We start from the raw sequence: 15,727 nt of genomic DNA, 5'->3' as shown, positions 1-15,727 counted from the left end.
TGAATATTGTTAGCTAAAAATGTCCCCTTTTTTATGTAAGGTGGCTCTACCTAATAACAAAGAATGTATTGATAAGATGACTATGAATAAAGTAAAAGTAGGGTGTGTATTATTTGTTATATTTACGCTAAGTATTTTTAAAGTAACCGCTATAGAGTATTTTGAAGAACCGCAGCTACAGCAAAAAAATACAGTGAAATTGGCATTTTTAGCTGATATTCACTTACATGATATTTTTGCTCCGATAGCACACACAGCCAATATAAAACGCCCTACTTATTTATATACACAGCAGTCATTATTGATACGTAGTATGTATTCGCAGTTGCACTCTACGCGCCTATTTAACGAAAACTATTTTGTGTTTATTCAGGCATTAAATGAATTAGCCGCTAAAAATATTAAGCTGGTAGCGCTACCAGGAGATTTTACAGACGATGGACAGCCTATTAATGTAAAAGCATTGGCACGTGTGTTACGCCATTATGAAATACGCTACGGGATGCGTTTTTTTGCTATACCCGGTAATCATGATCCAGTAAAACCCTTTAGCGTGGCTGGTGGAAAGGCCGACTTTTTAGCTGCTAATGGCAAAGAGTTTGGTGTGTACAGTCACACTCATAAAAAATGCCTTGAGCACCAAGCTGTATGCGATGATGGATTAAAGCTTTGGGGGTATAAAGAAATTTTAACCACATTAAACGACTTTGGTTTTAGCCAACATAAAGATGACGTGTTATACGAAACGCCTTATAAAAATAGTGCGTTTTCGTGGTGCGATCCTAAAAATTCAAAGCGATGCGTTACCATGGCCGATGCAAGCTACTTAGTAGAGCCGATTGAAGGTGTTTGGCTATTAGCAATAGATGCCAATGTATATGCGCCGCAGTGGGAAAATAACCCCGTGACCTTTAAAGGCTCGTCAGGTGCTGGATATAATGCATTAATTCAGGCAAAGCCAGCTCTTTTAAGTTGGATAAAATCGGTGGTTAAACGCGCTAAAACGCAAAATAAAGCGCTTGTTGCTTTTAGTCATTTTCCAATGGGTGATTTTTATGATGGTGCAAACGAAGAGCTGCATAAATTGTTTAGCCAAGGGCAATTTTCGTTACCGCGTGTACCAACCCCTAGTACGGCAAAAACCTTAGCAGAAACAGGGTTAACTCTTCACTTTGCAGGACACATGCACTTAAACGACACCGCGTTAATTACCGCTAATACGGGGTCTCAATTGGTTAATGTGCAAGTGCCTAGTTTGGCAGCCTATAAAGCGGCTTATAAAGTTGCCGAACTTGATATTAATAATGCAACAGCCAAAATCAGTACGCATACTTTAGAGAATGTACCTAATTTTAATAACTTATTTAGTATATACGAAACAGAGTGGCAATTTAGAAATGACAATCATCTTGATAATTTTGATCGCTCAATTTTAGCTTCAAAAAACTATAATGAGTTTACAAAACGTCACTTGTTTGGGTTAATTCAGCAACGTTTTTTAAAGCGAGACTGGCCCAAAAGCTTAGCGACATGGCTTAATAAAAATAATGATTTTAGCGTGTGGTTTAATGAAATGCAGTGCTTAGATAAAGTTAAGCCCGCTTTACTCCAATCGGTAAAAAAGCTAACAACCAAAGCCTGGTTGCACGATTTTTATTTATTACGTAATGGTGATGTCAGTGCCGATGTATCAACTAAACAACGCGTGTTTTATCAAAATATAAATACATTTATAGAGCAAGGCGATTGTAACGTTAAAACGCCAATACAACAGCACTTAGCCCTACTAATTAAAGTTATGGCTAAATTTAGTACTTATACCCAAGGCGAGCGCTTTACTGTTGATTTAACCACAGGAGAAGTCACTTAATATTGATAACTTAATCCCATATAAAAAGTACGCCCGCTAGTGGTTGTGTTATAAGCTCTTTGGGTTGAATTACTATATTGGCGCTCTTGTTCGTTAGTTAAATTGAACGCACTAAACTTAAGTTTCCAGTGTTCACCAAGGTAGTAATTAACACTCGCATCCCAATAGGTTGTAGGCATAAATCCAGTTTCATTTTCATCAATAAGTAAAGAACCCGCGCGTATTAAGTATTTATCACGGTAAATAGCGCCCACTTTAAAATTAAAGTTTGAATGGTCGTAAAACAACATTAATGATGCGGTGATTTTAGATAAATAAGGCAGGCTTTTATTAAAAATAGCCTCTCCAGTATTGTTATTATAATAAGTGACTTTGCCCTCATTATAAGCCGCCTGCATATTAACTCCCCAATAGGTATGCGCAATTAAGTAGTTAAAACTAAACTCTGATCCCCATTGATAGGCGTTTTCGGCATTACTTTGCCAAAGTAAGGGGGTATTACTCGGCGTGTAATTAGTGACTGCTGAGGTGGGCACTTGTGTGGTTACAATGTAATTGTTTAGGTGTTTATAAAAAAAAGCGATGTTTAATGTACTGCCCCCATTTAATTTCCCCTCTAGCGAAATGTCTGAATTATAAGCGGTATAAGGTTTTAGGTTTGGGTTAAATACATAGTTAACGTTACTTGTTTCATCGCTTGGCTTTGCAAGATTAAGTGAATCTAGCAGGGGCTTTGTATGATTTTTAGATAGTCCTGCGCGTAATCGCCATTGCTGATTTATAAAGTAGGTTGCATTAAACGTGGGCAACCATAGTTGATACGAAATAGGAGTCAGCGGAGCTTGGCTATAGGAGGTAATAGACTCTGATTGAAAACGTACGCCAAGTTGAGCCTGCCACTGTTGCTGTTGCGAGCTTAGTAGCGTGTATACGCCTTTACTGTATTCTTGTATGTGTTCTTGCTCACTGCTAATCGAGTCGTTATTGTTTTGCATATTAAATGCATCAATCCCATATAATGTAAGGGCTTTATTGGTATTTATTTTTAACCAGCTTAGGCTTTTATGTTCGTTTTTCACTGCCACTAATGCACTTGGTAGTTCACTTAATTGTTGAGGTGTGTTGTTTATGTCGCTAAAAAAAATATCGTTTTGTTGAGGGTTATACATTTTGTTTTTAAACTTGGTCCAATCACCACCAAAGGCCACGGTTATTGTATTATTAAGTGGAAATTGCAGGCCTAGTTTTGCAAATGTGTATTTACTATTAGAGCGATACTGCTCTAAGTCTCCATGATACATTTCCCACATCGATGGGTTTTCTAAATCTTCGCTATAGTTAATATCGGCATAAAATGGCGATGCTCTATAATCTATCGAAACATCGCTCACCCCTTGGGTATAAATCTTATTACTATACGGAATGTGATAGCTTGATTGCTCGTTACCTAAAAGCAAATTTAGTTTTACTTTGTTAGCAAACGTATGCTTAAGTGACGCGACATATTGGTTGTAGGTGGTATTAATCTTTTGCGCTCTACTTTCACTTGCAACACGTGCATTTTCATAATTAGCATATACAAGCTCGTTGTTTTCATTTGTTTCAATGTGGGTGATCGCCGTTATATTTTTAATCACGGGGGTGGACTGATCGCCTCTAGGGTATAAGTGGTACTCGTTTCTATTCCCTTTTAAAAAACCCGATAGAAAATCAAGGTCGAGATGGGTAGTATTGTCTTTGTATTCTAATGATAGATTGGCACCAAAGCGTTGTTGCGACGACTCCCATACAGAGTAACGGTTGCCTCTAGGAATAATGTAATCGCCCTGAGTTAAGTGCTTAATTTGCTCATCATTTAATGCGGATAAATCGGCATTGGTAATGGCAATATTACGCCAACGAAAGGTATTAGCTCCTTGCTCTAGTGCGTTTTTTGTAGAGTAAGCCACACTTGCAAGCGCTCCCCAACTTCCCCATGTATTTGATATTAAAGCTGAATAGCGCTTTGCCCCCGTACCAGAATAATCGTTGTAACCTATTTCGGGTGTAAAAATAAATGCAAAGTCGTTGTTGTCTGAAGGATTTAATGTTTTAAGTGCAATTGTACCCGATATACCACCTGCTATTTGCTCTGCTGAGTAGGCTTTAGATATGTGTATTTGTTTAAATAACTCAGCGGGTAATATATTAAAATCAAAAGAGCGGTCGCGTTGCTTTTGTACTCGGCTGTCCATTGGTGAGTCGTTATTAGCAAGTACAGGCATGCCGTTGAGAGTAACTAAACTAAAATCGGGATAGCTACCTCTTAATGATATTTGACGACCCTCACCAGCTTCGCGCGTAATTGCCACTCCCGGAATATACTGTAACGCCTCGGCTAAATTGGTATTAGGAATATCGTTAATATCTTGTGCGGTAATGGCATCACTAATGGTATTTACACTTTGTTTTAAATCACTCGAACGGGCCAGTGAATAGCGAATGCCTTTGACCGTTACCTCTTCAATAGCATGGTTATCTGATACTAATTTTTGCTGGTAAATAACAAAACCATGGTCAAAAATTTTATAGCTAAGCTGGCTGTTTTTTAATATTAAATTTAACACCTGAGGCAGCGTGTAAGTGCCACTGACCATCGTGTTTTGCTTGTTGTTAACTAGCATTGGATCGCAGCTAAATGACACATTAAAACGGCTTGCGATACTTTGTAGGCTATTGTGCATTGCACCGCTTGCGATATAAATAGATTTTTTTGAGGAGGGTTTTAAGTTATTAGCTAAAGCGGGCAAGTGCGCTAAAACCCCAATATAAATAAAACTATAAATTAAAGTGCGTTTAATTAATGGGGTCATAGTTACTTACTAAGTAGAATGTCATTATTTATATTTAAGGTGTTGTTAAATATAAAGTATTGTTAGTGTTTTTTATTTCCCATTGATAAGTAGAAGCAATTAACATTAGGCTGCTTTTAGGAGTTTCTAGATTAAATCGCCCGCTAATTAAAGTGTCGCTAAGTGCCTTATTTACTGTGATTGGCACAGAGCTGTAACGCTGTAGTTGCGTTAATATGTGCGATAAAGGCTCGTTATCGGCCTCAATAAAGCCGGTGCGCCAAGATGGTAGTTGAGACAGTAAAAGATCATTTCTTAATGTAATAATCCCATTTTTTACACGGGCTTGTTGTGGCGGCTTGAGTACGACAGTATCTGCTGCTGATACTTCAACACTGCCTTCATAAACAGTAATTAATACATTATTTTTATTACGCTCTACATCAAACGATGTACCAAGTACTTTAATTTTAGCCTGCCCGCTATTGATGATAAATGGCCGTGTTTTATCTTTAGCTACATCAAAAAAAACTTGGCCTTTTTTTAATTCTATCTCTCTGGCGTTTGGTAATAATGAGGCGCTTAATTCGCTGTCTGCATTTAAATGTAAATACGAGCCATCATTTAATAACTGCGATTTACGCTCGCCCACCGAGGCCTTAAGTATTTGCTTTGGCTGCGTTTTATTAATGTTTTTGGCTAGAGAGGCCGACACCGGCACTTGGCTTGGTATCGTTTGCCAATAAACAATTAAGGCAATGGCTGCAAAACTTGCCGCTAAGGCTAAAAATCGGGTTGTTTGTTTGGTTTTTTGCTTTGGCGTGAAAGTGTGCGTGGTCACATTATGTGTTTGAGCATAGGTATGCAAACACTGTTTAATAGTGGGATCGCCAAATACGTTAGCCATTTTTTCAAATGCCTTTTTATTCAAAGGACACGATAACCACTCTACAAGCTCTTTGTATTCATGCTCGTTTAAATCGTTAATACGATCTATAAAATCGGCGGCTTGCTCTAAACGTTGTTCGTTCATTAAAAAACCTATTTTGCCACTATGTAAGTAAAAAGAGCGGTGATAAATGAAAAAGGGGACATTTTATTGATACTTTTCGAGGTAAAGGGTTATTTGTGTCATTGCGCGCGTAATATGCTTTTTTACCGATTCGGGGTTCATGTTAAGTTGCTTGGCAATATCTTCGCGGCTCAGCCCTTCTATGCGGCGAAGTTCAAATACTTTACGTCGTAATGGTGGCAGTTCGTCTAATGCTTGTTTTACTAATTCTAATTTTTGCTGGGTAATTGATTGAGATTCAGGATCGCTACTTTCGGGTGTAAATAACTCGATGTCTTGGGCATTATCGGGTTGTGTTTTACCTTTTTGCCAATCGCTATACATAACTGATTTAGTAACTTGATTAATATATGCCTGAAAGTTCTCAATCTCAGAGGTATTATTTCTGCTTAGTGTTCGCACTAAGGCCTCTTGGACTAAGTCATCAACATTATCGGTATTTGCTGTACGGCGAGTGACAAAGCGGCGAATATGTTTAATCACACTTTGTACATCGGTTTGCTCTATATCAACAGCTAAATTAGATGGCATGGGGATTTTCAAAGTTTTCCTTACTCAGTCCAGGCTTTATTTTTAATAAATACTAGGTGACTAATATGACCAGCACATGACAGTGGTAATTAATGAAGTAAAGAATTGGTTATTTACTGTTTTAAAGTGATTAAGACATATATGCAAAAAGAGGCGCTTCGCTTTGGAGAAGCTGCGCTTTTAGAGTAGTGATTTAGTGAATTAGTGATTTTATGACTAGATCGTGTTTTAACTTGTGTTTTTGGCTTCTCATTTACCCTCATTTACTTCTCTTTGTGAGCATTGGTTTTGTTTTATTTTTTAAGTGATTAAGACAATATATGCACAAAGAGGCGCTGCGCTTTGGAGACGCTACGCTTTTAGAGTAGTGAATTAGTGATTTAGTAACTAGAACGTGTCTGGTTTTGTGTTTTTGGCTTCTCATTTGCGCTCATTTACTTCTCTTTGTGAGTAATGGTTTTTGTCTTTGGTTTTTAAGTGATTAAGACATATATGCACAAAGAGGCGCTACGCTCTGGAGGCGCTGCGCTTTTAGAGTAGTGATTAGTGAATTAGTGAATTAGTGATTTAGTAACTAGAACGTGTCTGGTTTTGTGTTTTTGGCTTCTCATTTGCGCTCATTTACTTCTCTTTGTGAGTAATGGTTTTTGTCTTTGGTTTTTAAGTGATTAAGACATATATGCACAAAGAGGCGCTACGCTCTGGAGGCGCTGCGCTTTTAGAGTAGTGATTAGTGAATTAGTGAATTAGTGATTTAGTAACTAGAACGTGTCTGGTTTTGTGTTTTTGGCTTCTCATTTCCGCTCATTTACTTCTCTTTGTGAGCAATAGTTTTTTGTCTTTGGTTTTTAAGTGATTAAGACATATATGCAAAAGAGGCGCTTCGCTTTGGAGGCGCTGCGCTTTTAGAGTAGTGATTTAGTGGTTAGAATGTGTTTTTGGCTTCTCATTTACTCTCATTTACTTCTCTTTGTGAACATTGGTTTTTGTTTTAGTTTTTAAGTAATTAAGATATATATGCACAAAGAGGCGCTACGCTTTGGAGACGCTGCGCTTTTAGAGTAGTGAATTAGTGATTTAATGACTAGATCGTGTTTTAACTTGTGTTTTTGGCTTCTCATTTACCCTCATTTACCCTCATTTTCTTCTTTTTGTAAGCAGTGATTTTTGTTTTAGTAATTAAATGATTTTATGTATAAAGTGGTGCTGTGTTGTTGATCATAGATGAAAACTAAAGGGGGTATTTACACATGCTTTTACAATTAATTACACCGAAGTTACTTTTATTAAGGTAATCTAATTACTTAATCTAAATAAATATATAAAAACACACCTGTTTTTAAAGGGATTTTGTATGCTAAAGCCACTATCTTATGCACTTGCTATTTTGCTTTCGCCAATGATCGCATTTGCACAAACAATGGTGATTAAAACCACAGATAAATTAATCACCACCGACTCACCTATTTTATTTGCTTACAATAAAGAATCAAAACAACTAGAAATAATAAACCTACTCACTGCAAAAAGCAGTGAACTGATTTTACCTAAAAATGCACTGGGTTTTGATGTTGCAACACTTGCTAATACACAAGAAAAAAAAGCACTTATTTTAACCAATAACGGCGTGTATAAAAGCGAAGTATCTACAGCTTCGCTTTTATTTAATTATCAGTCGGTAGTTAGCCATTTAAAAATGGATCAATTTAAAAAAATTGACTTTGTTTTTGATGCCAATAACGATGGCTTGAGCGACATTTTAATTCCCGATTTAACCAACAGTACGTTGTATATTCAAAATAGTGCAGGGGAGTTTAAGCCGCATCGCTTTACACAGACGCCTCAGTACGAGGGGCGTTTTTCAAAAAAAGGGCTCATTCTCGAAGTAAATATAAACAACAAGCCTGTAATTAACGACTTTAATAAAGATGGCTTAAACGATTTAATTTTTACAAGCGAGTTGGGTGCAGACGTTTTAATTGCTACTGCCAATGGGTTTGAAAATACTTTAACACCGATTAATTTTAATGTTGAGCTAGGCGAACTGAGTAGCGGCGAAAAACGTAAAATTAAGCAAGTAATAGACGTTAATAACGATGGTTTTTTAGATGTTATTACCCGACAGTTTAAGCCTGCTCAAGGGATGGACGCTTTAGATATAAAATTTAAACACACCTTATATTTAGGCAATGCAAGTGGGTTTACTACATCGCCTATAAGCTTATTTGAAACAGAAGGTCCGAGCGAGCTAGTGCTTAAAACCGACTTTAATAACGATGGCTTAATTGATTTACAAAAAATGGATTTAGATATTGGCTTAGGCACAATTGCTTCTATGGCAATGGGGGGAGGGAGTACCGATGTTGATGTTGAAATGAGCTTATATAAACAACATAAAGATGGGTCATTTGCTAAAAAATCAAATATTGAAATTGACTTAGAAATGCCAATAAATATGAGCGGAGATGACTCTTCGCCTGCGTTATATTTAGGCGATATCAATGGTGATAGCCAGATTGATGCCGTTTATAAATACAGTAAAAAAACCCTTTATATTTACTACGGTGAGCAAAGCTCATTACTTAATAAAAAGCGTAAAAAATTAAAGCTTACGTTGCCTAAAAATAATAAAGATATTTTATTGGTTGATATAAACCAAGATGGCAAAAAAGATTTTGTGTTTAAATTTACTGAAGAAGACGGCACTAGCAAAATAAAAACACAGTTAAATTAACTAAAACAAGGCTATTTTTATGCCCTAATCACCTAAGTAAAAAGGTGATTAGGGCCTATGTAACGCGGTTAAAATGAGTATTGAAACCTAAGCGAAATAGCGTCGCCCGATGTGATTTCGCCACCGGCTTCAAAGTATTCGGCTTTTATGTAGTCGGCCATAAATTTAATGTTTTTATTTACTGTGTAGTTAACGCCAATAGCGTAACTTTTTGCGTCTTGGTTTTCTTGTTTGAGGTTAAGCAAACTGTAGCGGCCTGTTATTTCCCAGCCTGGTTGTGAGCTGGCACCTAATTTAGCATTTTTATATTTACGATACCCACCGGATACCTGGTAACCAAATTGCACGTAACCACCGTCGTAATCGTGGGTGGTATTTTCAATGCTGGTTATCTCAGCTTGTTGCCATTCGGCCATTACCGTTAGTTTGTCTTTAAGCCATAACAATTCGACTCCTTGTTGAGAAAGGCTGTCGGCATTAATTTTATCGCCTTCAAGTAACGAGTCGGCGGTGTATACTTCAAGCGGCTCGTTTACCCTAAACTCGTTGCCGTCGTATTTGCGTTCGCTAAATGCTACACCTACATGTAACAGGTTAGTATCTTGTTGCCATGGCACCCAAGTTAAACGTCCAGTTACGGCAGAGGTTGATTCATCTGGATCGGGCTCATAATAACCTAGCTGCCAGTTAATCGAAGCCACCTCACCCGATAAACTTACCCCTAAGCTGCGCCCTGGCGAAAATGCTTCGCTTATCATGCTGCGCTCTATCATAAGGGTATTGCGCGAGCTGGTTCGTTTTTCAAGGCCAAAGCTTTCTTTTTGTTGGCCTATCGTAAGCTCAGCAAACGACCAACCGGTATAAGTTAAATAGGCATCTTTTATTTCGACTTCATCATTGGCAAAACCAAGCTGAAATTTACTTTTCCAATTATCGTCAATGTCTGATTTTAAACTTAAACGAGCGCGCCTAATTTCAAAATTGTTTTCAGAGCCACTGGCCAGCGATGAGTCTTCTAATAATGAGGTATCAAACTTGTCGTAATCAAGCATGATGTAGCCACTTAAATCTATATCGTCATATGTTTTTGCAAAGCTTACTTGACTTGCAAAGCAGCCTATTACTGCAATGGCCACGTTGGTTAATGTTATTTTACGTGTCATGTTAGGCTCCTTTTTTTGCCGCGATATGGCTTACTTTTAATTGGGCTACATCTCTTAAAAAGTCTATGTGATCTATTTCTACGGCCACCACATTTAAGCCTGTGCGGTGTTTTAAATCGGCAATTAATGAGCTTTGTTTTTCGGGGGTTATGTTTTCAATACGCTCGTAAGTAACCGTTTGTACTGCGTAGTGTTTTACAAATAAGCTTGAGTCGATAATAAAGGCAATTAAACAAATAATACCGTTTAAAATCCCAAGTTCTATAAAACTCATTTGGCCTACAGAGGTTAATAAAGCAATGGCAGTCACTAAAAATAGGTAGGTCATTTCTTTTATAGAAATAGATTCGGTGCGATACCTTAACATGGTAAATACGGCAAATAAGCCAAAAGCAAATTCCATCGACATATCAACACCATGCAGTAAAAAGGTGATAATAAATACACCTACACCAAACAGTGTAAACGACCCCGCCACAACGGCGTTTTTGCTTACTCTAAAATAACAGCCGTAACACAGCACTGCTAACGACAGTATGTTAACTAAAAAGCGCGAAAGGAAAATAACATCTAGTTTGGTCATTTTAAAAATTCTCTATTGGTGATAATGGGTTGTTAAGGTGTAATTTTTTTATGCGTGATAACACCGACTTAAATCGATTGGCTTTAATACTGGTGAGGTATAACAATGCGCAGCCAATGCAATATTTACTAAACGAGACGGGAAAAACGTGGTGTTTACTCATTAGTTGATAAAACGGCGAGTTTTTAGATTTTTTACTTTGTTTTAATTCGGCAATAAAAAAGCCAGGCAGTGATACTTTGTTATCGCCCTCGGGGGTGTTGTACCACAGGTTAAAATCTAAAGTTAAACGCTCGGCTTTTTCTTCATTTGCTAGTGCAATGCGGTTATAACCACTTTGTTGTGTAATGGTTAAATGATCATAACTGTGCTTCATTTCTTGTTTAATAAAAGCCGTACAGCGGGCTTCTTTGTTAGCCGTATCGGCAAGTTTTATCCGTGTTTTAACGGTTCTTTTTTGATTATTTTTAAGCTTAACTTCTAAAAACTCGGTTTGTGTATCCACATAGCACCGTCTGCGTACTTTATAGCGGTTTAGTTTACCGTTGTGATGGGCTCGATATAAGTTTAAATCAGGGGTATCAAAGTATTGATTATAATACGAAAAAAAACGCTTTCCTTTAATGTCTAATACCCGATACTGCCCTTCTAAGTGTTTTAGTAACTCAGGCAAAAACGATAACGGCAACATAAACTTACTATCAACACGGTTCATTAAATTCGCATTATTCAGATCGTTTAAGCCATAGCCTTCAAATGGCATTAATAACGTATTTACGACCTCATAAAGATTTGACTGTATTGTGATTGGGCTAGGCTGTACTATTTTTTTTGCTGGTATATCACCTGATTGTACCTGTCGCTTTGGGCTAAGCGGTACGACATCCATTTCATAACTTTCGTCCTGCACGCGCATTTGAATTGCCATAATTATCTCGGATTATTTAATAGTTATATTTGGTTAAGCGGATTTAAAATAGCGGCTGTTTAATGGCGTATTTACCCGTTGTTTTAAACGTATAAACACAAACAAACCTTTAAGTGACTAACTTAGTTAAGCTTTTTATTAAATAGAGTTATACCATTTAATGGCTGAGTAACGTTTTTGCTATACATGCGTAATGCGGTAACACTCATTTATGCGGCTCTTATTGTTGTTAGTGCAAAAACTATAAAAGCAGAAGGTGCAATAAATGTGTAAAAAAAGAGTAAATTACATTTTTGTGTATTTAGTATGAATTTTAAAAATAAATTTAAGCAGTGTAGTTATTTTGCTTTTTTAGAGCATGGTATGAATGGCAGGTAAATAATACTGTGTTTAAAGAAAGCTGTGCTTAAAGCGAAAAGTATTTAACGAAAAAAATATTTAAAGAGAAAAGTGCTTAAAGAGAGAAAATATGGTGCTTTGTCTAATATTACTGATCTCCACCATTTTGGTGTATTTACGCACTGACCAAAAATAATGCTAAGTTAACCCACTGTTTACAGGTGGTTATTTGATGGTTAAGATAAATACAGTGTTATATATGGACATTTGTCGGTTTATAAAACGACAAATGTCGTAGACAAAATTGTTAACTTCCCTCGGTGTCCAAATCATCATTGTGGTGCATTAATTTATAAAACGAAATCAAGGATAGGGTATGAATTTTGAAGTATTGGTTGAAGATGATTTCTTAGAGTTATGTTTAGATGAGAATCTAAAACCAATAGGAAATAAATCATTATTATCTATGGCTAATGATTATCAAGAAGGGAAATGGCGCCACAGTAAGTTTCACAACTTTGTTTGGGATAATATCGCTGAAACGTCATTGTCGTATTCAGAAAGAGAAAGTTTAATCGACCATTCGCATAGCAAACTAGTTGCCGCAGCACAAAGCCTTCGTTTAACTGACTCAGATAAAGACATTGGTAAAGGTAGTGAACTCGCTGAGATTGTTTTATATGGAATAATGAAGAATCACTACGATGCATTGCCAGTCGTACCAAAAATATTTTACAAGCAAAACTCTCAAGATAATGCAAAAGGCGCCGACAGCGTTCATATAGTTCTCGATGGAGATGATGATTTTACTGTTTGGTTTGGAGAAGCAAAATTTTTTAATAATATATCAGATGCTAGGTTAGGCGACATAGTAAAATCAGTAGGAAATTCTCTCATAACTACTAAGCTAAAACGTGAAAATTCCATCATTACAAATGTACCTGATATTGATCACTTGATATCAAATAAGCAGCTACTCGAAAGTATAAAAAAAGCTCTTAGCTATAGGGAATCAATAGATAATATAAAGCCAAAATTGCATATCCCAATATTAATTATTCATGAGTGTGAAATTACCGAAAAAAATGGAAGATTTAATGATGAGTACAAACAATCAATAATATCATTCCATAAAGATAGAGCTACTGCTTATTTTAAAAAACAATTAAAGGCTATGTCTGAAATCGATATGTATGAAAGCATAACTTTTCACTTAATTTTATTTCCAGTTCCAGATAAAGAAAAAATTGTCACTAGGTTTGTAAATAAGGTGAGAGTATTCAAGGAGGACGCTGCAGATGAATAATGTCTTTAAACAACTTCATTATATAAATGATTTCATTAATGCAAACGAAATTGATCTCGCTAGAAATGAAGTTATAAAATTATTAGCAAAAATTGAGAAAGAAAACCTTGAATTCCCAGAACCACTTAATCATTTCATTCGTTCAGTTGGACTGTATCCATATTTAGATTTAAAAACAGCAAGCTGGCAGGAAAAATTCGTTCACGAGTCTTTCAAAGTAGATGTTGGGCGTAACGAAGTTACATTACACAAAGAGCAATCATCATTATTAAAAAAGCTTCTAGATGGAAAGAATATTGCGGTGAGCGCACCGACAAGCTTTGGTAAAAGTTTTGTCGTGGACTCATTCATAGCCATTAAAAAGCCCAAAAATGTAGTTATAATTGTTCCAACTATAGCTTTAACTGATGAAACTAGAAGAAGGTTGCAAAATAAATTTTCAAGCGAATATAAGATAATAACAACTGCAGATGTTTCTCCCGGAGAGAAAAATATTTTTGTTTTTCCTCAAGAAAGAGCTATGGGGTATATTGGGGTTTTAGAAAAAATAGATATTCTTATAATTGATGAATTTTATAAAGCTAGCAAGCGTTATGATAAAGAGCGATCACCTTCATTGTTACGAGCTATCTTAAAACTTAGTAAAATAGCCAATCAACGATATTTCTTGGCCCCGAATATAAAGTATTTAAATGGTAGTGTATTTACGGAGGGTATGGAGTTTTTAAGCCTCAATTACAATACTGTTTTCCTAGAAAAAAATGAAATTTATAAAGATATAAATGATGAAACTTATACAAAAAGTGATGCGCTGATAAGTATCTTGGAAAAAGAGAAGGGTAAAACACTCATATATGCAGGAACCTATTCTAGTATTGATGAAGTATCAACTCTTTTAATTGATGCAATGCTTCCAACAGAGAGTGAATTACTGATAAATTTTTCCAATTGGCTTAATAAAAATTATGACAAAAACTGGAAGCTCACAAACTTGATAAAAAGAGGTTGTGGAGTTCACAATGGTAGATTGCACCGTTCATTAACTCAAATCCAAGTCAAATTATTTGAAGAACCAAAAGGCTTAAATAGATTGCTTTCTACATCATCAATAATTGAAGGTGTGAACACGTCAACTGAGAATGTTGTCTTGTGGAGAAACAAGAATGGTAGCTCAAATTTAAATGATTTTACATATAGAAATATTATTGGACGCGGCGGTCGCATGTTCAAGCATTTCATTGGAAATATTTTTTTACTAGAAAAACCACCCAAACAAGAAGAGAACCAGCTAGATCTTGAGTTTAGCGACGAACTTTCTGCAAGCCTGAATGAAGAGCACTTCTCTAAAGAGTTAACTCAAGATCAAATAGCGAAAATAATAGCCTACAAAGATGAAATGTCTGAAATATTAGGCGATGACTCTTTTGAGCGACTACAAAAAGAGCATGTCTTTGATGATAGTGACACATCAGTAATCCTAAGAATATCTCGCGCACTTGATGAATCGCCAAGCAACTTCAAAGGACTTGGCTATCTAAACTCCGATGACCCAGAACAATGGGATTATTCGTTATTTAAGGTTCTTGAGGTAATTCCTGGCTATATTGGTGCGCCATATAGAAAATTTGTAGAGTTCATAAAAGTTATTTCTAATAATTGGCATATGGATTTTCACCAACTGCTTAATCAGTTAGATCAACATAATATAGGCATAGATGAGTTTTTTGACCTTGAGAGAAAAGCTTCATTTAAGTTTTCTTCACTTTTGAATGAAGTGAATTTAATCCAGCAAGAATTATATCCTGAACGTGCCATCGATATATCTTCATTTGCATCAAAAGTTTCGCATGCTTTCCTGCCTACGAATGTATATATTCTTGAAGAGTATGGTCTACCAAGGATGATTTCAAAAAAAATAAATCAGTCGTCAGTTATTGACTTAGAAAACGAAGAAATAACTATTCATGAAGTTCTCGATGTTTTCAACAAAATTGGAATTGATAAAATAATAAAAAACTGCCCAGATTTGGATTTCTTTGATAAGTATATATTGAATCACTTTTTTGAAGGTATTCAAAAGTCAGAGTAGCCAACAACTCAAATGACGGGAAGTTAACAAGGCCATCAAGTCGGATTCGTAACAGTTGGCTACGTTTCGCTTCGCTACACAGTATAGCCAACAGCCACTCACCGCTTATGGCGGCGTTGGTATGACTCCCACTGTCAAGTTAAACGCACTGATCCTTGCCTAACTTTTTAAGCCATAATTACTTCAGCTCGAATTAGAGCGAGTTAATACATAGGATGAAGCAAGTAATGTCGTCGGTTATCTTGCTGATATGACTACAGGCGTCCTGCCTTTCGTGAATC

Annotated in this window: 10 protein-coding genes; 4 read left to right on the top strand and 6 right to left on the bottom strand. The window is 36.3% G+C overall.

The window, feature by feature from the left end; all coding sequences use genetic code 11:
• Positions 1-82 precede the first annotated feature (82 nt).
• Positions 83-1,870, top strand: a complete 1,788-nt coding sequence (locus J8L70_RS09985) for a metallophosphoesterase (protein WP_211055428.1) — start codon at positions 83-85, stop codon at positions 1,868-1,870.
• Here the strand turns inward: J8L70_RS09985 and J8L70_RS09980 are convergent.
• From J8L70_RS09980 to J8L70_RS09970, 3 genes are all read right to left on the bottom strand, one after another.
• Positions 1,867-4,722, bottom strand: a complete 2,856-nt coding sequence (locus tag J8L70_RS09980; protein ID WP_211055427.1) for a TonB-dependent receptor — start codon at positions 4,720-4,722, stop codon at positions 1,867-1,869. The two genes, J8L70_RS09985 and J8L70_RS09980, sit on opposite strands and share 4 nt — an antisense overlap.
• A gap of 34 nt (positions 4,723-4,756) precedes the next feature.
• Positions 4,757-5,734, bottom strand: a complete 978-nt coding sequence (locus J8L70_RS09975) for a FecR domain-containing protein (RefSeq protein ID WP_211055426.1) — start codon at positions 5,732-5,734, stop codon at positions 4,757-4,759.
• Between the two features lie 63 nt (positions 5,735-5,797).
• Positions 5,798-6,316 carry an RNA polymerase sigma factor gene (locus J8L70_RS09970; RefSeq protein WP_211055425.1) on the bottom strand — a complete coding sequence of 173 codons (519 nt, stop codon included), beginning with the start codon at positions 6,314-6,316 and terminating at the stop codon, positions 5,798-5,800.
• Positions 6,317-7,658: 1,342 nt separating this feature from the next.
• On the opposite strand from J8L70_RS09970, the gene J8L70_RS09965 reads away from it, so the two are divergent.
• Complete coding sequence (locus J8L70_RS09965) at positions 7,659-9,038, top strand: VCBS repeat-containing protein (protein WP_211055424.1); 1,380 nt, start codon at positions 7,659-7,661, stop codon at positions 9,036-9,038.
• Between the two features lie 68 nt (positions 9,039-9,106).
• On the opposite strand, the gene J8L70_RS09960 is transcribed toward J8L70_RS09965, so the two are convergent.
• From J8L70_RS09960 to J8L70_RS09950, 3 genes are read right to left on the bottom strand one after another with little or no spacing between them, the layout of a single operon-like run.
• Positions 9,107-10,201, bottom strand: a complete 1,095-nt coding sequence (locus J8L70_RS09960) for a porin (protein WP_211055423.1) — start codon at positions 10,199-10,201, stop codon at positions 9,107-9,109.
• A 1-nt stretch (position 10,202) separates the two neighbouring features.
• Positions 10,203-10,784: a DUF4956 domain-containing protein gene (locus J8L70_RS09955; RefSeq protein WP_211055422.1), complete on the bottom strand. Its 582-nt coding sequence runs from the start codon at positions 10,782-10,784 to the stop codon at positions 10,203-10,205.
• 1 nt (position 10,785) lies between these two features.
• On the bottom strand, positions 10,786-11,712 hold the full coding sequence (locus tag J8L70_RS09950) for a polyphosphate polymerase domain-containing protein (protein ID WP_211055421.1): 927 nt from the start codon (positions 11,710-11,712) through the stop codon (positions 10,786-10,788).
• Positions 11,713-12,427: 715 nt separating this feature from the next.
• On the opposite strand from J8L70_RS09950, the gene J8L70_RS09945 reads away from it, so the two are divergent.
• Positions 12,428-13,357, top strand: coding sequence for a DUF1837 domain-containing protein (locus J8L70_RS09945; protein WP_211055420.1), 930 nt, complete (start codon positions 12,428-12,430; stop codon positions 13,355-13,357).
• A complete protein-coding gene (locus J8L70_RS09940) occupies positions 13,350-15,446 on the top strand; it encodes a DEAD/DEAH box helicase (RefSeq protein WP_211055419.1) in 2,097 nt (698 codons plus the stop codon). The genes J8L70_RS09945 and J8L70_RS09940 overlap by 8 nt, the downstream gene beginning before the upstream one ends.
• Positions 15,447-15,727: the final 281 nt, after the last annotated feature.

Source organism: Pseudoalteromonas sp. MMG010, from assembly GCF_018100905.1.
Lineage (GTDB): Bacteria > Pseudomonadota > Gammaproteobacteria > Enterobacterales > Alteromonadaceae > Pseudoalteromonas.
Note: the sequence above shows the minus strand (reverse complement) of the source record. Positions and strands in the feature narration are given on the sequence as shown.

What these genes read in the sequence shown, in the direction of transcription:
- J8L70_RS09955 (WP_211055422.1), bottom strand. Translation starts at nt 10,784, where the DNA reads ATGACCAAACTAGATGTTATTTTCCTTTCGCGCTTTTTAGTTAACATA.
- J8L70_RS09950 (WP_211055421.1), bottom strand. Translation starts at nt 11,712, where the DNA reads ATGGCAATTCAAATGCGCGTGCAGGACGAAAGTTATGAAATGGATGTC.
- J8L70_RS09945 (WP_211055420.1), top strand. Translation starts at nt 12,428, where the DNA reads ATGAATTTTGAAGTATTGGTTGAAGATGATTTCTTAGAGTTATGTTTA.
- J8L70_RS09985 (WP_211055428.1), top strand. Translation starts at nt 83, where the DNA reads ATGAATAAAGTAAAAGTAGGGTGTGTATTATTTGTTATATTTACGCTA.
- J8L70_RS09980 (WP_211055427.1), bottom strand. Translation starts at nt 4,722, where the DNA reads ATGACCCCATTAATTAAACGCACTTTAATTTATAGTTTTATTTATATT.
- J8L70_RS09975 (WP_211055426.1), bottom strand. Translation starts at nt 5,734, where the DNA reads ATGAACGAACAACGTTTAGAGCAAGCCGCCGATTTTATAGATCGTATT.
- J8L70_RS09960 (WP_211055423.1), bottom strand. Translation starts at nt 10,201, where the DNA reads ATGACACGTAAAATAACATTAACCAACGTGGCCATTGCAGTAATAGGC.
- J8L70_RS09965 (WP_211055424.1), top strand. Translation starts at nt 7,659, where the DNA reads ATGCTAAAGCCACTATCTTATGCACTTGCTATTTTGCTTTCGCCAATG.
- J8L70_RS09940 (WP_211055419.1), top strand. Translation starts at nt 13,350, where the DNA reads ATGAATAATGTCTTTAAACAACTTCATTATATAAATGATTTCATTAAT.